The sequence below is a fragment of the Anaerovorax odorimutans genome, assembly GCF_024459955.1.
Lineage (GTDB): Bacteria > Bacillota > Clostridia > Peptostreptococcales > Anaerovoracaceae > Hominibacterium > Hominibacterium odorimutans_A.
Genome location: NZ_JANFXK010000001.1, coordinates 68557 through 90497, shown reverse-complemented (window position 1 = coordinate 90497; position 21941 = coordinate 68557). Strand labels below are relative to the sequence as shown.

The 21941-nt window shown below is 48.7% G+C and carries 21 protein-coding genes; 16 read left to right on the top strand and 5 right to left on the bottom strand.

The genetic code is table 11. From position 1 onward, the window contains the following. Window positions 1–35: 35 nt before the first annotated feature. From NE619_RS00440 to NE619_RS00420, 5 genes are all read left to right on the top strand, one after another. On the top strand, window positions 36–842 hold the full coding sequence (locus NE619_RS00440) for a carbon-nitrogen hydrolase family protein (protein ID WP_256130401.1): 807 nt from the start codon (window positions 36–38) through the stop codon (window positions 840–842). Between the two features lie 20 nt (window positions 843–862). Continuing rightward, window positions 863–2272: a sigma-54 interaction domain-containing protein gene (locus NE619_RS00435; protein WP_256130400.1), complete on the top strand. Its 1410-nt coding sequence runs from the start codon at window positions 863–865 to the stop codon at window positions 2270–2272. A 275-nt stretch (window positions 2273–2547) separates the two neighbouring features. Next, window positions 2548–2769 (top strand): hypothetical protein, encoded by a 222-nt coding sequence (locus NE619_RS00430; protein ID WP_256130399.1) that lies wholly within the window; start codon window positions 2548–2550, stop codon window positions 2767–2769. A gap of 24 nt (window positions 2770–2793) precedes the next feature. Beyond that, entirely contained in the window at window positions 2794–4197 is a 1404-nt protein-coding gene (locus NE619_RS00425; protein ID WP_256130398.1) for a purine-cytosine permease family protein, read from the top strand. Between the two features lie 25 nt (window positions 4198–4222). Then, window positions 4223–5383: an iron-containing alcohol dehydrogenase gene (locus tag NE619_RS00420; protein ID WP_256130397.1), complete on the top strand. Its 1161-nt coding sequence runs from the start codon at window positions 4223–4225 to the stop codon at window positions 5381–5383. A 142-nt stretch (window positions 5384–5525) separates the two neighbouring features. On the opposite strand, the gene NE619_RS00415 is transcribed toward NE619_RS00420, so the two are convergent. The 5 genes from NE619_RS00415 to NE619_RS00395 all read right to left on the bottom strand — a co-directional run bounded on the left by NE619_RS00415 (window position 5526) and on the right by NE619_RS00395 (window position 11597). After that, window positions 5526–7151, bottom strand: coding sequence for an amidohydrolase (locus NE619_RS00415; protein WP_256130396.1), 1626 nt, complete (start codon window positions 7149–7151; stop codon window positions 5526–5528). A 25-nt stretch (window positions 7152–7176) separates the two neighbouring features. Beyond that, window positions 7177–8550 carry an APC family permease gene (locus NE619_RS00410; RefSeq protein WP_256130395.1) on the bottom strand — a complete coding sequence of 458 codons (1374 nt, stop codon included), beginning with the start codon at window positions 8548–8550 and terminating at the stop codon, window positions 7177–7179. A gap of 310 nt (window positions 8551–8860) precedes the next feature. Continuing rightward, a complete protein-coding gene (locus NE619_RS00405) occupies window positions 8861–10225 on the bottom strand; it encodes a sigma-54 interaction domain-containing protein (RefSeq protein WP_256130394.1) in 1365 nt (454 codons plus the stop codon). A gap of 95 nt (window positions 10226–10320) precedes the next feature. Beyond that, window positions 10321–10788: a pyridoxamine 5'-phosphate oxidase family protein gene (locus NE619_RS00400; RefSeq protein WP_256130393.1), complete on the bottom strand. Its 468-nt coding sequence runs from the start codon at window positions 10786–10788 to the stop codon at window positions 10321–10323. Window positions 10789–10823: 35 nt separating this feature from the next. Further along, window positions 10824–11597 carry a helix-turn-helix transcriptional regulator gene (locus tag NE619_RS00395; protein ID WP_256130392.1) on the bottom strand — a complete coding sequence of 258 codons (774 nt, stop codon included), beginning with the start codon at window positions 11595–11597 and terminating at the stop codon, window positions 10824–10826. Between the two features lie 196 nt (window positions 11598–11793). Here NE619_RS00395 and NE619_RS00390 point away from each other — a divergent pair, with 196 nt between their 5' ends. The 11 genes from NE619_RS00390 to NE619_RS00340 all read left to right on the top strand — a co-directional run bounded on the left by NE619_RS00390 (window position 11794) and on the right by NE619_RS00340 (window position 21932). After that, on the top strand, window positions 11794–13335 hold the full coding sequence (locus tag NE619_RS00390; RefSeq protein WP_256130391.1) for an amidohydrolase: 1542 nt from the start codon (window positions 11794–11796) through the stop codon (window positions 13333–13335). A gap of 31 nt (window positions 13336–13366) precedes the next feature. Then, window positions 13367–14653, top strand: coding sequence for an MFS transporter (locus tag NE619_RS00385; RefSeq protein ID WP_256130390.1), 1287 nt, complete (start codon window positions 13367–13369; stop codon window positions 14651–14653). Window positions 14654–14687: 34 nt separating this feature from the next. Continuing rightward, window positions 14688–16229, top strand: a complete 1542-nt coding sequence (locus NE619_RS00380) for an amidohydrolase (RefSeq protein ID WP_256130389.1) — start codon at window positions 14688–14690, stop codon at window positions 16227–16229. Window positions 16230–16324: 95 nt separating this feature from the next. Continuing rightward, complete coding sequence (ureA, locus tag NE619_RS00375; RefSeq protein WP_256130388.1) at window positions 16325–16684, top strand: urease subunit gamma; 360 nt, start codon at window positions 16325–16327, stop codon at window positions 16682–16684. Window positions 16685–16693: 9 nt separating this feature from the next. Further along, complete coding sequence (locus tag NE619_RS00370) at window positions 16694–17071, top strand: urease subunit beta (RefSeq protein ID WP_330640605.1); 378 nt, start codon at window positions 16694–16696, stop codon at window positions 17069–17071. Then, window positions 17071–18792 carry an urease subunit alpha gene (gene ureC / locus NE619_RS00365; protein ID WP_256130387.1) on the top strand — a complete coding sequence of 574 codons (1722 nt, stop codon included), beginning with the start codon at window positions 17071–17073 and terminating at the stop codon, window positions 18790–18792. Before NE619_RS00370 ends, ureC begins: the two co-directional genes overlap by 1 nt. Before the next feature lie 12 nt (window positions 18793–18804). Beyond that, window positions 18805–19494, top strand: a complete 690-nt coding sequence (locus NE619_RS00360) for an urease accessory protein UreF (protein WP_256130386.1) — start codon at window positions 18805–18807, stop codon at window positions 19492–19494. Window positions 19495–19510: 16 nt separating this feature from the next. Continuing rightward, window positions 19511–20119: an urease accessory protein UreG gene (gene ureG / locus NE619_RS00355; protein ID WP_256130385.1), complete on the top strand. Its 609-nt coding sequence runs from the start codon at window positions 19511–19513 to the stop codon at window positions 20117–20119. Window positions 20120–20128: 9 nt separating this feature from the next. After that, the gene (locus tag NE619_RS00350; RefSeq protein WP_256130384.1) at window positions 20129–20950 is read left to right on the top strand and encodes an urease accessory protein UreD; all 822 of its coding nucleotides are present in this window, start codon (window positions 20129–20131) and stop codon (window positions 20948–20950) included. A 26-nt stretch (window positions 20951–20976) separates the two neighbouring features. Then, a complete protein-coding gene (locus tag NE619_RS00345) occupies window positions 20977–21186 on the top strand; it encodes a DUF6485 family protein (protein ID WP_256130383.1) in 210 nt (69 codons plus the stop codon). A 215-nt stretch (window positions 21187–21401) separates the two neighbouring features. After that, entirely contained in the window at window positions 21402–21932 is a 531-nt protein-coding gene (locus tag NE619_RS00340) for an ECF transporter S component (protein ID WP_256130382.1), read from the top strand. Window positions 21933–21941 lie beyond the last annotated feature (9 nt).

The window sequence follows — 21941 nt, the reverse complement described above, 5'->3', positions numbered from 1 at the left end:
TTTAAATGAAAAAAGAATAAATAGGAGGTTGTTGTATGAAAATAAGGGTGGCGTGCTCCCAGATCGATTGTGTACTGGGTGACAAAAAAGCGAACTTTGAAAAGATGGAGGAGCAGATCAAAACGATCAAGGCCAGGGAGCCGGATACGGAATTAATTGTTTTCCCTGAACTGGCCCTCAACGGGTATGAATGCGCGGAGCAGTTTGAGGCTATGGCGGAGGTATGCCCGTCCGGCGAATACATAAGGAGGATGTCACGAACCGCCAGGGACTGCAAGGTTCATATTGCCTTTGGCCTTGTCGAACGGGAGTCCGGCGAAGACGGCACGCGCCTGTATAACACGGCGCTGCTTTTGGACAGCTCCGGGACAGTGATCGGCAGGTACAGAAAGGCGCATTTAGTGGAAGGCTTTGAAAGCAGTTCCTTTTGCCGGGGGAATGAATTCCCTGTGTTCGATACCAAATGGGGAAAGATCGGCATGATGATCTGCTGGGATTCGGCCTTCCCAGAGACTGCCAGAACGCTGGCTTTCAAAGGCGCGGAGCTGATTCTGGTCCTGGCTGCCTGGGAAAAGCCCCATGATTTTGACTGGGATCTGGTCCTGGCTGCCAGAGCCTTCGATAATGTGGCCTATATCGCGGCCTGTAACCGGGCGGGCACGGACAGGTCTCTTTCTTATCTGGGGAAGAGCAAGCTGGTGGCGCCCGGCGGGCGGGTGCTGGAAGAGTGCGGAGACGGGGAAGGTATCGTAACCGGCACGGTGGATTTCGGCAAAGTCAGGGAGATGCGCCAGGGGTATTATGACTTGATCCGAAACGCTGATTTTTACCAAGGAATGTAGGATACCGGGGGGTGATGAACGTGAACAACATTAAAGACAGTTTTGTCGCGGATATGCTGGCAAAGAACATGGATAATATTTTCGAATCGATCTATGATGAAATCCTGATTACCGATAACCAGGGCGTGGTTCTGAAGGTGAGTACGGATTTTGAAAACGAGTATGGGCTGACCCCGGGAAGCGCCATCGGGAGAACGGTGAAGGAGCTGGAGGAGGAAGGGTATTTCAAGCCGTCGATTACGGCGGTTGTGCTGAAAAATGGAGAAAAGGTCACCATGCACCAAAAGAACAACAAAGGCCGGGAAATCATCGTCACGGGCATCCCCGTGAAGGACGAAAAAGGCAGAATAAAGCTGGTGGTCACCTTCTCCAGAGATGTCACGGATTTTATCAACCTGAAGAACGAATACAAATCGCTGGAAGACAAGATGGCCCTGTATAAAGAGGAGCTTGAGAAACTGAGAAATGAAAATCTGGAAGTAGACGGAATCATTGCTGAAAGCATTCAGATGAAGAGGGTGCTGCAGGAGGTAAACCGAATCGCGGCGTATGACGCCTCGGTCCTTCTGACAGGGAAATCCGGAGTCGGTAAGAGTATGCTGGCAAAGATTATTCACAGCAAAAGTGAACGCAGGGACGCGCCCTTTATTGAGATCAACTGCGGGGCGATCCCGGAGAACCTGCTGGAATCAGAATTCTTCGGCTATGAGAAGGGCTCCTTTACCGGAGCGAGTGAAAAAGGCAAAGTAGGGCTGATCGAGGTGGCGCAGAACGGAACGCTGTTCCTCGATGAAATATCCGAAATGCCTTTAAATCTCCAGGTCAAACTTCTTAAAACCATTCAGGACAAAACGATTACCCGGGTAGGAAGCACCAAGGAAATCCGGGTGGATTTCAGACTGATTACCGCTTCCAATAAAAACCTCGAATCTCTGGTGAAAAAAAACCTCTTCCGGGAAGACTTGTTCTATCGACTCAATGTCATTCCAATTGATATACCGGCTCTGAAAGAGCGAAAAGACGATATTATTCCTTTGATCCTTTATTTTACTGATAAATTCAACAGCAAATACAAAATGGCCAAAACCTTTTCCGTAGAAGCAATGCACATCCTTGAACATCAGGAATGGCCGGGAAATATCAGAGAACTGGAAAATATGGTGGAGCGGGTCCTTCTGACCTGCGATAAGAAGGTAATCGACCTCGACGCTCTGGACACGGCTATGAAAGGCGCCCTGGAAGTAAAGCATTTTGAAAATGATGAACACCGGACATTGGAGGAAGCCATTGAAGCGCTGGAGCGGGAGATGATAACCGACTGCTATGACAAGTGCAAGACTACGGTGGGAGTCGCTAAAATGCTTGGAATCAGCCAGCCTACGGCATTTCGAAAGATCAAGAAATATGTGAAAATGGTCGAGGATAAATAGCCGTATTCTTATCAGAATAGCTATTCGTTTGGGTATACGAGCAAAAAACAAGTCGATAAAAAACGAAATTTACACAATTAAGAGGATTTTTACAAGGAAAATATATTCGACTGTGAATAAACGGACGGTCGGGTATTTGTTTGAAACGGTGAAATAACACCGTTTTTAAAAAAATATTTTTTGGCATAATTCTTGCGTTTTATTCCAGTAACATTAAATTTGTTCTACCATTTTAATTTATCGGCTGTATTGTTAGTAAGACAGGAGGTCTTAAAATGGCAAGTCATGAAGAGGTATACAAAGAACTGAAAGGCCGTACAGGCCTGAATCCTGACATAGAAGACGAACTGTGCCGCAGAATTTCCGTTATTGAGAACTCAGATGGAGAGATTGTTCCCCACCTGACAAAGGGCGATTGGATTGCTACCTGGGCTTTAATCATTGTCGCAGGCATTATTCCAATCCTCGTCGAAGCATTCCGCTACGGACTTCAGTAACTATTCAATAGGAGGAAATTTAAAATGGCAAAATTTGATGCAAATCAAGAATCACAATTCGGTGTACTGCCTGTCATGAAAGAAGACAGGGTATACAATTTATTCGATAATTCATGTATTAACGTTGGACTGGCAATTGCTACCTGGTGCTTCATGATCGGAGGCTCCGTAGCATTATTCGTAGATTTTTGGCCGGCGGTGATCGCTACTCTGGTAGGCAATATGATCTCCGTACTGGTTATGGCAATTATGCCGTGCTCGGCTTCCGCCACCACCGGAGCCGACAATTACACCCTTGCGGCAAGCTATATGGGAAGAAATGGGCGCTACATACTTATGGCCTTTATTACAATATTCCAGATCGCATGGCTGATCGTGCTTTCCATTATGTTCGCAAGATCCGTGAGCAATGTGACAGCAGCCTTCATGGGTGTTGAGTCCATGAGCCCTATGTTCACAATGATTATTTCCCTGATTGCGGTAGCAATCGTATTCCTGGTCGTTTGGAAAGGTCCTTTAGTAATCAAACGGTTCAACAACGTTGTAGCTCCGATGATGGTTATTGTTATTATCGGTCTGCTGGTTATTCTCTCCAGAAACATTGGCTGGGACGTAATCACAAGCGCGGACCCCATCGCGCCCAATGACAATCAGTGGGTCAACTTCTTATTGGCTGTTGAACTGAGCTTTGGCGCAGGACTGTCCTGGTGGCCGAACATGGGAGGCATGTCCAGACTGTGCAAAACGACAAAGGCAGCTTACTGGGCAAATCTGGCCGGCCTGATTCTGGCGGCGACCGTTGGTACGGCTCTGGGCGTAGCGGCGGCAATCACCATTGGCTCCGATGACCCGACAGAATGGATGCTGCCTCTGGGCGGACTGGTATTCGGCGTAATCGCGCTGATATTCGTTGCCATTGCCAATGTAACATCTAATGCCACAGTAGCATACAATATCTGCCTTGGCCTGAAAGACATTAAAATTTTCAGAGACAAAAAATGGGCGATCGTCGTAGCGATCTTCCTGGTTCCGGTAGCCATCGGCCTGATCCTGTTCCCCAATCAGATTTATGACCACTTCTATATTCTGCTGGGCGTTACCTGCACCTTCTACGTGCCGGTTGTAACCATCAGCACCATCGATTATTTCGTACTCAGAAAGAAGAAGCTGGATATCAGAGGTCTGTACGACAGGACATCCACATCCGTATACTCCTATTGGGGAGGCTTTAACTGGGTGGCTATCCTCGTATTTGCTCTGGCAATGCCGTTCTATCTGGTATTCTTGAATCCGGCGACTCTGGTTTATCAGACACCGTTTATGTACTGTACGGCGTCGGGCGGCGTATTCGTAGTAGTAGCGATCGTCTACTATATATTGGCGAAGGTATTCCTGGTGAACAAAGGCATCGGCGGATACAGAAAATAGATTGACTTTAGAAAGAAGGTAAAACATGGACATGAGAGAATTTTTTCACGCAACCAAAGTAGTTTCCGGCGCGGGAGTCGTTAAGACAGTCGGCCAGGAGACCGCGGCCCTGGGCGGAAAAAAAGTATTGATTATAACAGACGGGTTTCTGGCAAAGAGCCCAATTATGGAAAAAGTAACAAAAAGTCTTAAGGAATCGGATATCGAATATATTGTTTACGATAAAGTAAGACCGAATCCAAGAACAACAGATTGTGACGCCACTGCGGACATGGCAAAAGCCGAGGGCGTAGATGTAATCATCGGTCTGGGCGGAGGAAGCTCCATGGACCAGGCGAAAGCTACGGCCGCCCTGGTGACCAACGGCGGAAAATGCGTGGACTGGGATTTCGTAGATCTGAAGGAATACATGCTCCCGGTTATCTGCATTCCGACCACATCCGGAACAGGCAGCGAAGTGACTTTCGTGGCGGTTATCACCGATGAAGAAAGAAAATACAAGATGAGCGTATTTGATCCCATTAAGCTGAGACCGAGCGTAGCCATCGCGGACCCGGAACTTTTAACAAGTCTGCCGCCGTCCCTCACAGCATCAACAGGAATCGACGCGCTGACACATGCCATCGAAGCATACACCTGTAAAGTATCCCAGCCGATTACGGACGCGCTGGCGCTGTATGCCATTGATATCATTTCCAAAAACATCGTGCAGGCCGTAGAGGACGGAAGCAACCTGGAAGTAAGACACAATATGCTGATGGGAAGCCTGATTGCCGGCATGGCCTTCATCAATTCCAACGTCGGCGCCGTACATGCGATCTCAGAGACCGTAGGCGGATGGTACGATACGCCCCACGGCGTAGGAAATTCCATCTTCCTGCCGTACATTATGGAATATAACATTCCGGCCAACCCGGAAAAATTCGCCACCGTAGCCAGATATCTGGGTGTTGATCCTGAGGGGAAAACAACGGAAGAGCTGGCGCTGGCAGGCGTAGAGAAGGTAAAGGAGCTCAATGCGAAGGTAAAAATTCCAAAACTGATTGAGCTGGATTACATTAAAGAAGAAAATTTCAGAGCAATCGCAGAACGGTCAGCAGAAAACGCGTTATCCCAGGATAATGCCAGAGACATCGATGCTGACGGGTATATGTCCGTTATTCTCAAGGCGTACAGAGGAAATTAATTCCGCCGCCGGATGAGGAAACAGGCATATCCAAACTATTAATTTTGCTCTTCTGACATTTTTTATATAAAACCCACGGATGGCCGTTGTGCCTCTGTGGGTTTTATATTGGGGAAATATTGATAAATGATAGTGAAAGAGGTTATGCTCTATAGGTGATATTGCCGTCCATGATCGTTAAGATGACCTTTGTGTCTTTGATTTCCTCTTCCGCAGCTTCGAACAGATTGCGGTCCAGTACAATGATATCGGCCAGCTTGCCCGCTTCCAGGGTTCCCAGCTCATGCTCCCGGCCGTATACAATGGCCGAGCCCAGGGTGTTTGCGGTCAGGGCTTCTGCCAGGGTCAGCTTTTCTCCGTTATCCGCGCCTGCGATGGTACCGTCATAGTTCTTTCTGGCTACTGCGGCGTAGATTCCGGGAAACTGATTGTAGTGTACCACAGGAAAATCGGTTCCAAAGGCCAAGGTCGCGCCGGCATCCACAAGTGACCGGAAAGCCCATTCAAACCGGCATCGTTCTTCGCCCAATCTGGCCACCTTTTCGTTGAACTCCATAGGCAGGTGTTCGCCCTGCATGGAGGCCACGACTCCCAATTCCTTAAACCTTGGGATGTCCTGAGGATCAATGGTTTCGATATGCTCGATGGTGTTGACAAGGCCATGCTGCCCGTTTACTTTTATAGATTCCTCAAAAGCGTCAAGGGCCATTCTCACCGCCGCATCGCCCACAGCATGAATTCGCACGGGCAGTCCGGCTGCGTTCCCTGCAATGACACTGGCTTCCAAGTCTTCCTTCGTCGCAAGAGGAACACCTTCACCGCAGGTATCCGGCCTGTCGGCATAGGGCGCCAGCAGTGCTCCGGTATAAGTCGATGTTACGCCGTCAAGAAATCCTTTGAGTCCGCATATCCTGAATTTATCCGAATAAAACTCCTCCTGCCATTCCTTTGTTTTTGCAAAATCCGTATAACCCATGAATTTGTTGTATACGTGAATTCTGCTGGTCAGCTCGCCGTCATCGTCCATTTCCCGGAACACCTTGTAGCGATCATGGTAGATCTCCTTATAATCGTCCGCGCTCATTTCACTTAAAGAAGTGACTCCCTGGGCAGCCAGTCCCTTCATAAAGCTTCTCAGTATTTCCTTGATCTGTTCGGGAGGAAAATCATAAACCTTTTCCCATGCGTAATTCAAGGCGTCCGGTTCATAAATCAGCCCGTTCATCTCTCCGTTGTCGAAGGTTCCGACGGAGCCTGCTCCCAGCTCCATATCCGGCGTATAGCCCGATTCCTCAAGAGCCAGGCTGTTGAGCCAGCCAGTATGGGCATCGGCGCAGTTCATATATGCCGGTCTGTCGGGAACCGCTTCGTCCAGGCTGTGCTTTGTAGGCAGGGGAGCATCGTTCCAATTTGCCGGAAACCAGCCAAAGCCTCTGATCCTTTTTTCCTCAGGATGCTCCGCGGCATATTTTTTAATCATTTCGATCGCTTCTGCTTCCGATGTGGATGCCGTTAAATCCACCATATGGTCGCTGTCCGCCACAGCTCCCCACCATAAATGGTCGTGGGCGTCGATCAATCCCGGCATGATCATTTTATCCCCACAGTCATAGACCTCGGTGTTTTCCGACCGGTATTTGTCGATTTCATCATCCTTTAAAACGGCCAGTATTTTATTGCCCTTGACAGCGACGGCTCCACTGAAGGGCTCTGACCCGCAGCCTGTAAAAATCGCGCTGCTCTTTAATAGTTTGTCTGCGTATTCCATATTGGTATCCTTTCCTTTGCCTGCATTACTTATTCAGGTCGAGGCTTGTTCCTCTCTTCTTGTTGATGGTCAGAGCAATTCCACCGATGATCAGCCAGATAAATCCGATAATCAGAGCCCATTTTCCTAGGTTTACCCACAGATAGAGACAGATGACACAGCCGCACGCAGGAAGAATGATAAACTTAAATACTGCAGCAGGGCCGCGGTTTCCTTCTCTTACCCAATAATGCGCGAATACGGAAACGTTTACCATAGTAAATCCCAGAAGCGCTCCGAAGTTAATCATCGTCGATCCCACATCCAGACTGATCCAGATCGATGCCAGAGATACCACTCCAATAAGGATCAGGTTGTAATCAGGAACTTTGAACTTTTTATTAATGTGGCCAAAGAACTTGTGCGGCAACTGATGGTCACGTCCCATTCCGTAGAGGATTCTCGCGCAGGAGGCCTGTGATGAAATGGCTGAGGCAAGGCAGGCGATAATCATAACCCAGCACAGCAGCGTTGCCATGAACTGACCGCCCAGATATCCCAGCAGCTGATAGGATCCGTTATTGGGGTCCAGTTCCTTCCAGCCTTCAGGCCATGCGGTCTGGAAGAGGAACGTGGAAATAATGAAAAGGCCGCCGGCGCACAGGGTGATGATGAGGAGGGCTCTGCCCACTGTCTTTGCCGGGTCCTTGGCTTCTTCCGCCAGAGTAGTTACAGAGTCAAATCCCAGGAAACAGAGGCAGAGAATGGCGGCGCCGGAAACAACTCCGTTAAGACCGACGTTCGACCATTCGGAAGTGTTGATAAATCCGTTGATATCAAAGACCGTGTAATCGTGCTGCCCAATTACCTTGACTGCAAAAATAATTGCCGTAAGTACAAAGGCAAACTGTATAATGATAAAAATGTTGTCAAAGGTGGACATTACTTTTACTCCCACCAGGTTAATCGTTGTGACGATAAGAACCAGAATCACCATATCCAGCCATACGGGAATGGACGGCAGGATAAGGGGAATAAAGCCGGAGGCTATAATATAGTTAATCATGGGGAGCAGGATATAATCCAGCAGGATTACCCACCCTGATAAAAAGCCGACATTTGGATTGATCGACCGGGAGGTATAGTTGTAAACAGACCCCGCGATGGGATAGGCCTTAACCATCTGCCGATAGCTTAAAGCAGTGAACAGCATGGCCGTGGTCGCGATAAAATAGGCGAAGGACATCATGCCGTGGGTGCTGCCGTTGACGAGTCCGAAGTAAGAAAAAATGGTGCATGGCGCCAGATAGGCAAAGCCGAAAAGGCATACTGCCGGCAGGCCCAGAACACGGTCGAGCTCCTGCTCATACCCGAATTCTTCCAACGAGTTTTTTGTGTCTTTCTTGACCGCATTACTCATAGTAATAGCTCCTTTCTTTTTCATAACGTAAATAATAAAGATAAATTTTATTAGGACTGTTGGATCCATAGACAGTCGGCTACAGTATAGAGCAATAAGCGTGCCAATTATAAAATGGCTATTTTTCAACGTTTTCAGCAACTAAAAAAATGGAGTATAAGTTCAAACTTACACTCCATCTCAGGGGATTTTTAGATGATTTACATAATAATGGCACTTTGCGCTCTGTGTAAGCGCCCGCGGACAATGTCATTTTCCGCTTACGTTTTTCCTGTAATAGGTTCTGTTTTTTAGTAAATAATTTGTTTTCTTACAGTGGAATTTTAAGCCGCTTCATTTTCTGATAAAGCAGGGGCCTGGAAATTTTCAGGTACTCCGCTGCCTGGGTCTTATTGTAATCAAAGCGCATCAGCACTTCGTTAATCAGCTTTCGCTCAGCTTCTTTTTTGACCTCTTCAATTGGATTGCCATACTGATTCAGCTCTTCAAGACTGAGATTACTGTTATCCGTGCGAAAATTGAAATGCTCCATACGCAGCACCTCGCCCTGAGCATAGTTCATAGCCGCCTCTACCCGGTTGTAAAGCTCCCGGATATTGCCCGGCCAGTCATATTCCGCGAGCTTATGATATACATTCGCCTCTACCCGGCTGATATTTTTCCCCAACTCTTTATTTAAGTCCGCGATCTTTGCTTCTACTAATTCCGGAATATCCTCCAGCCGCTCTCGCAGGGGCGGAACATTGATCGGAAAGACATTCAGCCGGTAATAGAGATCCTCTCGAAATTCACCCTTGCCCACCAGCTTGCGCAGGTCCTGATTTGACGCCACCACCATCCTCACATTTACCACAATGTCTTTTTCACTTCCGATGGGAGCAATTTCTTTTTCCTGGAGCACCCTGAGAATCTTTGGCTGCAGTGACATGGGCATCTGATTAATCTCATCAATGAACAGGGTCCCCTGATCGGCCAGCTGGAATTTTCCTTTTTTCCCGCCTCGCTTCGCACCTGTAAAGGCTCCTTCTTCATATCCGAACAGCTCGGATTCAATGAGCGTTTCTGCCATACCGGCGGCGTTTACTTTGACAAAGTTGTTAAAAGCCCGTGCGCTTAAATTATGGATGGAATGGGCCACCAGTTCCTTGCCGGTTCCTGTTTCCCCGCAAATGAGGACCGTGGAATTCGACGCGGCCGCCAGCTCAATCTGCCGTTTCAGCGCTTTGACCTTCTGCGATGATCCAAGAATGTTGTGTATGGAATATTTCGTGCTTTTAAAATTTCGTACCTGTTCGCGGAAGTAATCCATTTCATCCTTCAGGGTTTCGCCGTACTTTGACAGCAGGTCATCCAGCGCGTCGATATCCTGAATCATATCGTATTCCAGGACTCCTGCGATTTCTCCGTCCTTTCGCAGCTGCGTTTGTGTACTGACGCTCATACGCCCATCCTGAAAATAAAAATTGGTATTGAATTTGTTTTGACCTGTCAAAAGGTTTTGCATATTGGAAGAGGGAAACACCTCGGTAACGTATTTGCCCAGGGATTTTTCCCGGTCCACGTTGATATAGTCAGCGCACTGCTCATTCATGTAAACTACGTTTCCCTGCTTATCAATTACCATAAGTCCTGCGATCGCTTCCAGAAATAAATCATAATCCTTGCTAATATCCATTAGTGCCTCCTGCTGCGCCGGATCGTAAAAAAGTGCTTAAAGAGTCCGGTATCTGCGCGATACCGGACTCATGTGAATCGTTTGGATGAACCTGTCTATTCAGATTGCTTCCCAGTCATATGCTTAATGTCCATTTCATAAACATAAAAATTTCCAAGCTGGGAATTGAGGAACGTTATTCCGGCCTCTTCCATTCCCGGGCAAAACCTTTTTATGATAAGCCTCATAGGCGCTTTGATTTCTTCAGGAGTTTTCAGCTGTCTGACATCGCCATAGGCGATAACACTTTTGTAAAAGGTCGTGAACTTTGCCGGCTGTACATCATCAAAAGCAATTACTGAAATTGAAACATGAGGGTCGCGGGTCAGCAGGTCAAATTTCTGACCTGACGTCGCGCCGTGAAAATAAATTTTCCCCTCACTGTAAATATGGCTTATAGGAACGGAATATGGATATTTATCTGCCCCATTGATTGCCAATGTCGCATGAGTGGCGTTCTTGATGATTTCAATGGATTCCTTCTCAGATAATTGCTGTTCTTTAAGTCTCATTTCTCTAAACATAAGTTTTCTCCTTTCAATTTCAGCATCGTTGGCAGCTATTTCTGCAGGAAATGGAGCTGCCAACGATGCTGAATACCTAATTTATTGTAGAGGTTGTAAAGGTGCCGTCTCAGCGTATTCTTTGAAATGCACAGGATTTCCGCGATATCCTCCTCTAAAATTCCGTCATACAAAAGTGTTAAAACTTCGTATTCGCGATTGGTTAAGTTATAGCTCTCCCGGTACAGAGAAACATCGGGATTGCCGGAATCCTTTTGAACCTTTGCCTGGTAGAGCCTCTTGGAGAGATGATCCTTTAAATTATCCAGGAAAAAAATCTCCTTGTCCGTAAAATTAAGCGAGTTCTTTGAACGAAACAAGGTCAGAAGCCCCACGCAGATATTGTCGTGGGCCAGAACAAGCTGAGCGGCAAAATGGATTCCATAGGGCTCGAACATTTCTTTATAATAGCGTGTGTTTTTCAGCGCGGATTCGGACAGAAAGTCAGTAGAACGGTATGTAATGGATTTTTTCGTGTCACAGAGCCAGTGGGTGACATCGATGTCCGAGCAGGTTTCCATATATTTTTTGATTACCTCATGCAGCCCCAGATCATTTTCCAGGTTGTTGACGTTTACACAATCGGTGAGCGAGTAACTGCCGTTGGGCTGCGGGGTTGACAGAAAAAAATTCGCGGTATTAAAGGGAACTTCATATCGGATGAGATAGAGAATTTCGTTACGCATTTTGTCTATGTCCGGAGTGTTATAAATCGTATAAATGATGTGACTAAGCAGGCTCATTTCATTTTTTTCAATATAATCTGACATACGCGCCCTCCTGACGAAGTCCATATAAAAGAGGATAATATATATTTTTGATTATCGCAATAATCAAAAATGTCCAACCTCTACTCAAAATGAGTAGAACTACAACAGGTGAGTAAATAAATAAAAATTCAGATTATTGAAAAAACGGGTCGATGGCAGATAAAATAAGCATGGAAGACAGGGGAGGAGGAAAAACATGAATTACGATCTTATATTAAAGAACGGGAACATTATAACGCTGAATGAATCGGAGCAGAGAGCAGACTGGGTGGCTGTAAAGGATGGGATTATTTCGGAGGTGGGACTCGGAAAGCCGCCGGAAACCGCCGCCGCAAAAGAAACCGTCGATTTAAAGGGCGCGACTGTCCTGCCGGGACTGTTTGATGCCCATGCCCACGTTATGCCTACAGGTTTCTTTTTAAACAGTGTGAATCTGCTGGAAAGTAAAAGCATTGACGAAGTGCTGAAACTGTTAGGCGACGCGTGCAGGGAGCAGAATGATGACTCCTGGGTGTTCGGAGCAGGCTTTATGTCGCAAAACATGAAAGAGGAGCGGTTTCCCAATAAAACGGAACTGGACCGGATTTGCAACGGGCATCCGATTATGATCGCAGCGCAGACGCTTCATGGAATTTCTTTGAACTCCAAAGCTATGGACCGAGTAGACATTCCGGACGTGGCGGATGTTGAAAAAGATGAAGATGGGGAATTAAAGGGCGTGCTTTTGTCCGATGATGCCGCGTTTCCGGTTATGGGACAAATCTTTGCGCAGCTGCCGGAGGATCGTCTTTTCGACTTTGTTAAGGACTGCAGCAACTATGCCGCCGCCAAGGGCGTAACGACTATGGTCGGTCTGATGGGTCAATTTGTTGACGGAGATAAGGACATCGATCTGGTGATCGACAGAGGCGATGAACTTCCAATCAACATTGAAGTGTTCTATCAGACCTGGGATTTGGAGAAAATCAAACCCTACCATTTGAACCGTATTGGAGGCTGCCTCACTCTGGACGGAGCAGGCTTTGAATACACCATGGCTCTGGAGGAACCTTATCCGGAGCATCCTGAGCGTCGCGGTTTCTTATTACATACGGATGAAGAGATCTACCAGCTGGTATCAAAGGCCCACGCCAATAATATACAATGTGCCTTTCACGCCCTGGGGACCAGAGCCATTGACCAGCTGATCTACATTTTCAAGCAGGTGATCGGGGAGCAGGGACCCAAGGATCTGCGCCATCGCATTGAGCATTTCTCACTGCCTACGGACAAGCATATGGATATGCTGGCAGAATTAGGGCTGATCGCATCCATGCAGCCGTCCTTCACCGGCATGTGGGGACAGCCAGAGGGCGGATATTATGAACTGCTGTTTGGCAGAGAGCGTGCGGACCGTATGGAGGTTTTCCCGGAAATCATCAAGCGCGGCGGCATCATCTGCGGAGGGTCCGATTCGCCGGTATCTCTCGTTGATCCGCTCTATGGCATTGCCTGCTGCATCAAGAACCCGGACCCAAGGAGGAATGTATCGGTAACCGAAGCCATTAAAATTTTTACGGCCAATGCAGCCTATTCCGTTCATCTGGAAGATCGCAAGGGAACCATTGAGGCAGGAAAAGATGCCGACTTTACTGTTGTCGATAAAGATCCGTATCAGTATGCGGATTCCCATGAGATTTATGAAATGAAACCACTAATGACTATAAATGGAGGCAAAATCGTATATGAATCAAAATAATCGCAGAGTATGAGAAGAAGGGAGCGCAGCAATGAAAGAAAGTAAAATCTTTGATAGTAATGGAAAAGTGTATTTTGGCTGGTGGGCGACAATCGCGGGATTTATTCTGATTGTATTTGGATATTCATGTATTGTGTCCATTACCGGGGTATTCTTTTTACCGGTGACGACCGATCTGGGATTTTCCATAGGACAGTTTTCAATCTATGTTACCATTCAGTGTCTGGCCAGCGTATTGGCGCTGTTCATTTTCCAGAATAAGATGAACAAGAAATACATCAGAAAGATCATGATTTTTGGAGCCATATGCGGCGCCGTATCTTTTGCGGGCTTTGCGGCGGCTCAGGAATTATGGCAGTTCTACCTTTTATCAATTCCCATGGGATTTTGTTTTTCACTGCTGACAAGTACCCCGTGTACCGTAATTATCAGCAACTGGTTCGGAATGAAGCTGCGGGGCCTTGCTCTGGGCATACTGTTTTCCCCGCTGGGCGCAATGATTATGTCCTGGCTGATGAACATTATCGTGCAGAACTTTGGCTGGAGAATCGGATATCTGATTATCGGGCTCTGCCTGGTAGTGATTTGTATTCCGTGCGTCCTGGTCTTCATGAAATGGTCGCCTGAGGAAAAAGGGCTTGTGCGTAAAGGCGACGCGGAGGATGTGCCGGTAAACCAGGAGGATGTAACAGGGGCTACTTTCAAGCGGGCTATAAAAAGACCGTCAACGTGGATCGTGCTGCTGTCGGCAGCTTCCATTACCATTGCTTCGGGCACACTGCTGAGTCATACGATGCCATTCCTGGAGCTGGGGGGATTATCCAATACTCTGGCCTCTTCGGTATTTTCTCTGATGTTCGGCGCCTTGACGATCGGACAGATTGTAGTCGGCGCGTACTGCGACAGGTTCAAACTCAGCGGAGGAGCCGTTACCGTATCGATTATCTTTGCCATTGCCTTTATCGCAACCATCGCAATACCGCACTATCCATGGCTGGTAATTGTTTTAATCCTGGGTTATGGCTTTGGCTGTCCGGCAGTCAACGTTATTTCTCCGTTGGTAATGAACCATATGTTCGGAGAAAAGGAGATCGGAAAATTTATATCTTACCTGAATATCTTTATCGCCGTGGGCGTGGCCTTTGGATCTTCCATCGTGGGACTTATATACGACCTGACCGGTTCCTATACGCCGGCCTTTATCCTAATGGCATGCTTCCTGCTGATTTCAGCAGTATTGAGAGGAATCTTCTGTTCTGATAAATTCTTTTATAAAAACAGGATCAGCGAAGAGGAGCTGCATGAGAAGATCAGCTAGTCATTTGTACTCTGTGTGAAAGGAGAAAAGGCGTATGAAGTATGACTTAATCATTAAAAATGCCAATATTATTTCTATGGACCAGGATCTGAACCGGTATGACTGGCTTGCTGTCAGCGATCAGACCATTGCCAGGCTGGGGCAGGGACAGCCGCAGGATGAGGCCGTGCGGACCATTGACGCAGCGGGAGCAACGGTCCTTCCGGGGCTTACCGACTGCCATGTACACGTATTGAACGCGGGAATTAACCTCAACGGAGTCGATCTGCAGAACTGCGCGGATATTTCGGAGGTGTTGAGCGAGTTAAAAGAACGGTGCCGGGCGGAGGACGGTAACGGCTGGATATATGGTGTAAACTATGTGCCGCAGAACATAAAGGAAAATCGCTACCCTACAAGATGGGAGCTGGATGAAATCTGCGAGGGTCATAAAGTGGTTATCTTTGCCGCTACGCTCCACGGGTGTGCCGTTAACTCCCAGGGCGTGGAAGTGGCGCAGGTGCCGGAGGATTATCCGGGTGTGGAAAAAACAGAGGGCATAGCCAGCGGGGTATATTCCTCTGACGAATCTTCCTTTCTGGCTACCGCCAACATCCTGGGATCTCTGAGCGATGACGAGCTGTGGAAATTTATAAAGGACTGCGCAGAATACGCAGCGTCCCAGGGAGCTACGACCATACACGGATTGTTTGGTCAATTTGTAAAAGACGACAGGGATTTGGACTTGATCCTGGACCGGGGCAGCCAGCTGGCCATTGATATCGTTCCCTTTTATCAGACCTGGGACGTGCGGAAAGCTCTGGACAGGGATCTGCCGAGAGTCGGGGGATGTCTGACGCTGGACGGAGCACTGTTCGAATATACAATGGCGAATTTTGAACCGTTTGTGACAGCGCCGGAGCTGCGGGGAGTATTGTATCATAATGACGATGAGGTTTATAAAGTGGTTTCGGAAGCCCATCGCGCAGGAATACAGTGCAGTATGCACGCTGTCGGCGAACGGGCCATCGACCAGCTGATCTATACCTATTATCGGGTAATCCGGGAGCAGGGGCAAAAAGATCTGCGCCATCGCATTGAGCATTTTTGCCTGCCGACAAAAGGGCAGATTCAAATGGCGGCAGATCTGGATCTCATCATTTCCATGCAGCCGGGCTTCACTTACTTGTGGGATAAAAAAGAAGGCGGCGAATTCGAAATGATCTTAGGGCGGGAAAGAGCAGACCGCTGGGACCCGTTCAACCGGATTATTGAAAAGGGGATCACCGTGATCGGCGGCTCCGATTGTCCGGTAACTCCCATCGATCCACTGACGGATATCGCCACCTGTGTAAACGGCGACAATCCCATACGGAATATTTCCGTCACAGAGGCGCTGAAAATGTACACGTCAAACGCGGCGTACAGCGTCCGCCAGGAAGACAAGAAGGGTACGGTCGAAATCGGAAAACAGGCTGACCTGGTGATTATCGACCGGGATCCTTATGAATATGCCAGTGCAAAGGAGATCTATGACATGGAAGCTCTATGCACAATAAAAAACGGCAAAGTTATATACAGCAAACAAGACTTCTGACATATAGGCAGGGCGGCATCTTGCGGGTACCACGACTAAATCCCGGAGATGCCGCCTGATTGCCGCTTCCTTAGAAAAAAGAAGGAGAAAAATCTATGAACCTGACGATAAAGGAACAGGAAAGGCTCTTGATATTCAATGTGGCAGAGGTGGCCAGGAGACGGTGGAAACGGGGCGTAAAGCTCAACTATGTGGAAGCTTCCGCCATTATCTGCGATGAGCTGTTGGAGCGGGCGCGGGCGGGAACTTGTTCCCTGGCTGACCTGGCTGAAGCAGGATCGATGATTATTACAGAAGAGGATGTCATGGAGGGAACGGCAGCGCTGATGCCTCTGATCCAGCTGGAGGTCCTGCTTCCCGACGGAAACAAGCTGCTGTCCATACAAGATCCGGTCCGACTGGAGCGGCGGGGGGAGGCGATCCCAATGGAGCAGCTGGTTTCTATGCACGATTAGGAGGAAAACATGAAATATCAAGTCGGGCAGATAATTTTCAGGAGCGAACCTGTTACAATTAACGAACACAAGCCGGCAATCCGGCTGGCAGTCAATAATACCGGCGACCGCTGTATCCAGGTATGCTCCCATTACCATTTCTTTGAGGCTAACCCGGCCTTGAAATTCCCGCGGGAAAAAGCGTTGGGGATGCGTCTGGATATCCCGGCGGGCACAGCTGTGCGCTTTGAGCCGGGGGAAGACAAAAAAGTGAGTCTGGTCCCATATACCGGCAGCCGTACAGTGATTGGTTTTCGCGGCATGACGATGGGTCAGGCTGACGATCCCGGCGTGCGGGCAGCAGCCTTAAAAGCGGCGGAGCAATTGGAGCGGGGAGGAGAGAAATAATGGCTATGAAACTATCCAGACAGGAATACTGTGATATGTATGGCCCTACTGCCGGCGATAGGATCCATTTGGCTGATACAGGACTGATTATAGAAATCGAAAAAGATTACGCAGCGGAATGTTATGGAGACGAGACTCTTTCCGGAGGCGGAAAAACTTTTCGCGACGGAATGGGTCAGATTGCGGGGAAAACAGCAGCTGACGGTGTTCTGGATGTATGTATCTCCAATGCGGTGGTCATAGATGCCAAATTGGGCATTATAAAAGGCGATATCGGCATCAGGGATGGAACGATCGTGGGAATCGGCAAAGCCGGAAATCCGCACACCATGGATATTACCCCCGGACTGGTGATCGGAGCCAGTACGGAAGTGGTTTCGGCGGAAGGCCTTATTGCAACGGCCGGAGGACTGGATGTCCATGTTCATTTCGAATCACCGGCTCAGGTATGGGAAGCCCTCAGCAACGGAATCACGACCATGCTGGGAGGAGGCACCGGAGCAAAGACCCTGAGCATCGAGTGCCCGGGGCCGTTTCATCTCCATGCAATGATTGAGGCTCATGAAATGCTGCCGATCAATGCCGGATTTTTAGGAAGGGGAAATTCCAGTCTGCCGGATACGATTGGGGAACAGGCGTTAAATGGCGCCATCGGGATGAAGCTGCATGAGGATTACGGGGCGACTCCGGCGGTAATAAAATGCTGTCTGGACGCAGCGGACGAATTTGATTTTCAAGTGCAGATCCATTCGGATACGCTCAACGAAAGCGGATTTGTAGAAAGCACCCTCGAGGCTATCGGCGGCCGGACCATGCATGCCTATCATACGGAAGGCGCCGGCGGCGGACATGCTCCCGATATCATGAAGGTCTGCGGGGAGCCGAATATCCTCCCTTCCTCTACCAATCCGACCAACCCTTTCACAGTTAATACGGTTGCCGAGCATCTGGATATGATCATGTCGGCGCACCATCTCAACCCCAGGGTGCCGGAGGATGTGGCCTTTGCGGACTCCAGAATCCGGGGAGAAACCATTGCTGCCGAGGACGTTCTCCACGATATGGGCGCTATCTCCATGCTGGGGTCCGACTCTCAGGGCATGGGGAGAGTGGGTGAATCGGTGCTTCGCTCCTGGCAGCTGGCTTCCAAAATGAAGCGTCAGAGAGGGCCGCTGCCGGAGGATCATGAAGGCAGTGACAACCAACGGGTGCTGCGTTATATTGCCAAATATACAATCAATCCGGCGATTACCTTTGGTATCAGTGAATATGTGGGCTCCCTGGAAACCGGTAAGATGGCGGATATTGTCATGTGGAAGCCTGCTTTCTTTGGCGCAAAGCCGACGATGGTATTCAAGAGCGGGCTGCTTGTGTACTCCCCTTCCGGCGATGTGAATGCCTCCATCGAGGTGGCGGAGCCGATGATTTACAGGCCCCAGTACGCGACGCTGTCAGCTGCGGCCATAGCGAGGCACAGTAAAATTTTTGTCACAAAAGCAGCTGTGGAAAACGGGCTGGGGGAAAAGCTGCCGGGATCAGCAGCCAAATTTGCCCCTGTCAGCAGCACCAGAAATCTCCGCAAATCCGATATGGTGCGCAATGGCCTCTGCCCGGATATCCGTATTGATCCCGAGACGTATAAAGTGTTTGTCAACGGGGAACACATTACCTGCCATCCATTGGAAGAGCTTCCGTTGGCGCAGAGGTACTTTTTCAGGTAGAGGAGCAGATCAATGACAATCGGGCAGAAACAATTATTCTCTTTAATGCAATTTGCCGGCGGGACCTTTCCCACCGGCGGATTCAGCCAGTCCTGGGGACTGGAAACCTATGTTGCCTGCGGAGCTGTCGCAGATGCACAAACTTTTAATTCCTTTCTGAAAACCTATCTGGCCAGCACTGTCAGCCGGTGCGAAGGCCCGATTCTGTGCGCGGCGTACCGGATAGCGCCGGAATGGAAAATAGAAGCCATTCTGGAACTGGAAGAATTCAGCCGCGCGGTAAAGGTGACCAAGGAAAGCCGTGAGGCCAGTCTGAGGATGGGAAAAGCCTTTTTGCGGATAACGGCGGAGCTTTTGGCAGATGAAGATATCTGCCGGCTCCGTAAGCTGTCGGCGAATAAAGGAATTTCTTATCCCGTGGCCTACGGTCTGGTATGCGGCAGACTTGGGCTGGGACTGGAAAGCAGCCTGGGCGCTTTTGTGTTCAGCGCGGCAAACGCATTGGTGCAGAGCGGCGTAAAATTGATTCCCCTGGGCAATACCCAGGCGCAGCAGCTCCTGCTGGGTTTGCAGCCGCTTATGGAAACCTGTGTGGATGAAAGTATAAACAGACCGCTGGCGGAGGTATCCAACTTTTGCCCGGCAATGGATATTGCCGGCATTGTACACGAAACACTGCCGGTGAGACTGTATATGTCCTGAAAGGAGGAAAGAACAAATGCGAAAACCAATACGAATCGGGGTGGGCGGGCCGGTCGGCTCAGGAAAAACAGCCCTGATCGGGCAGCTGTGCAAAAGGCTGCGCAGTGATTATGAGCTGGCAGTAGTGACCAATGACATTTTTACCAAAGAGGACGCCCTGATCCTGACCCGGGCTGAGGCGCTGCCTCCGGAGCGGATTTTAGGGGTGGAAACCGGCGGCTGTCCGCACACGGCGGTAAGGGAAGATATTTCAATGAATTTAGACGCAATTGATGTTTTGACCGGCCGTTTTGCCGATCTGGATATCATCTTTGTGGAAAGCGGCGGCGATAACCTTGCCGCTACCTTCAGTCCGGAACTGGCAGACGGCCTGATCTTCGTTATAGATGTAGGGGAGGGAGAAGAAATTCCGCGGAAAGGAGGCCCGGGTATCACAAAGTCTGACCTTCTGGTTATTAATAAAATTGATCTCGCACCTTATGTCCACAGCGATCTTAGCGTGATGGACCGCGATACCAAAGCCCAGCGGGGAAAGCGTCCATATGTATTTACCGATCTTTTTGACGGCACGGGTGTGGATGAAGTAATTGACTGGATTAAAAAGGATATGCTGCTTGAAGATTGAGGAGAGGATATGAAGATGCCGACGGGAAAAATGATGCTGGTATTCCGAAAACGGGAAGACGGGCGGACCTATCTTGCCAGACAGTATTTCAAACTGCCGCTGCAGATCATGCCTCCCCATTATCAGGACGAGGACGGAACCGCCTTTGTTTATCTTCTCAATCCGAGCGGCGGAGTCCTGCAGCATGACCGGCTTTTCTCGGAAATCATACTGGAGAAGAACAGTCGGGCGCTTATCACGACGCCTGCCAGTACCAAGCTGTATAAGATGGAGGACGGCCATGCGGAAATCGTCAATCGCTTTCAGGTGGGAGAAGGCAGTGCCCTGGAATATCTGCCGGAGCATAATGTTCCCTTTGCGCAATCAAAGACCTTGCTGGAAAATATTTTTTACTTAGATAAAGACGGCATTTTAATTGCCTCCGATATGGTTACGGCAGGGCGGGTTTCCCGGGGAGAAATCTTCGATTATGATCTGTACGCCTCAAAGACGAAGATCTATGTCGATGGCCGGCTAATGGTCTATGACAACAGCCGAATCGAGCCCAAAACCATGGATCTGCGGGAGGCGGGAATGCTGGAGGGCTATCTGGTCAATGGGACGGTTTATGTTTACGCGCCTGCCCTGGCGAAGAATCTGGCGGAAGAACTGAATACCTGCATCCATGGCGGCAATGTCCGTTTCGCTGCCGGCAATATTACGGAAAGGCTGCTGGTCGCCCGTTTCCTGGGGCGCAGTATGATCGACCTGGAAAACACCATGATGAATGTTTGGGGAAAAATCCGGGAGTCGGTTTTGGGCAAACCGGCGGTGCGGATTCGAAAATTTTAACAATGTTTGAGAAAAGGAGAAAACTTATGAGTAAATTATCATTTTGTCCATGTACGGACACAAGCTGCCAGTTCAACCCGGCAAACCACAGCCAAGGATGCGATTTATGCGTAGAAGACAGTTTGAAATGCGGAGAAATCCCAAAATGTTTCTTTTTAAAAGCCACCGACAGTATAGAAGGCTTTGAGGACTGGAGCTTTGAGCATTTTGCGCGGCTGGTGCTGGCAAAGGATTGATTTTAAACTGTATCTGAATAACTGTACCTTAAACCAATATAAATACACGTAAATTCCCAATCTGCTATTATAAATATAAATAAAATTGCGTATTTTAAAGAGAATAGTTTTCGTGTAAGCTATAAGAGCGATCGCAAAAATGAAAAACAGAATCGAAACAGCCCCGGCGAAACAGCTGACGCAGAGGGTGCTGTTCGGGAAAAGAGGAATCATAATTGCGAAGTGTAGAAACTGTTCAAACAACGAGTACGACTAAAACGCTGGTAATCAATGCGCTGTTTATCGCGCTGACGCTGGTGGCAACAGCATTCATCAATATCCGTCTACCTCTGATCGGCAACGGCGGACTGATTCATCTGGGAAATGTGCCGCTGTTTCTGGCTGCCTTCCTTTTCGGAAGGAAGACCGGAGCCATAGCGGGGGCATTTGGGATGGGACTTTTCGACCTGATTTCCGGGTGGACAGCCTGGGCGCCCTTTACCTTTGTCATTGTGGGCCTGATGGGATATACGGCGGGCACCATCTCGGAAAAGGGACGGGCCAGACCGGTTATATTCAATGCCCTGGCGGTACTGGCCGCATTGGTGATTAAAGTGGTGGGCTATTATTTTACGGAGGTAATCCTGTTTCAGAACTGGATCGTGCCCTTTGGCTCCATACCGGGCAATATCGTGCAGGTAGTTGCAGCCGGAATCATAGTAGTTCCCATTGCTGACCGATTGAGAAAACTCGTTGCTAAGATTTAAGAGGAGAAC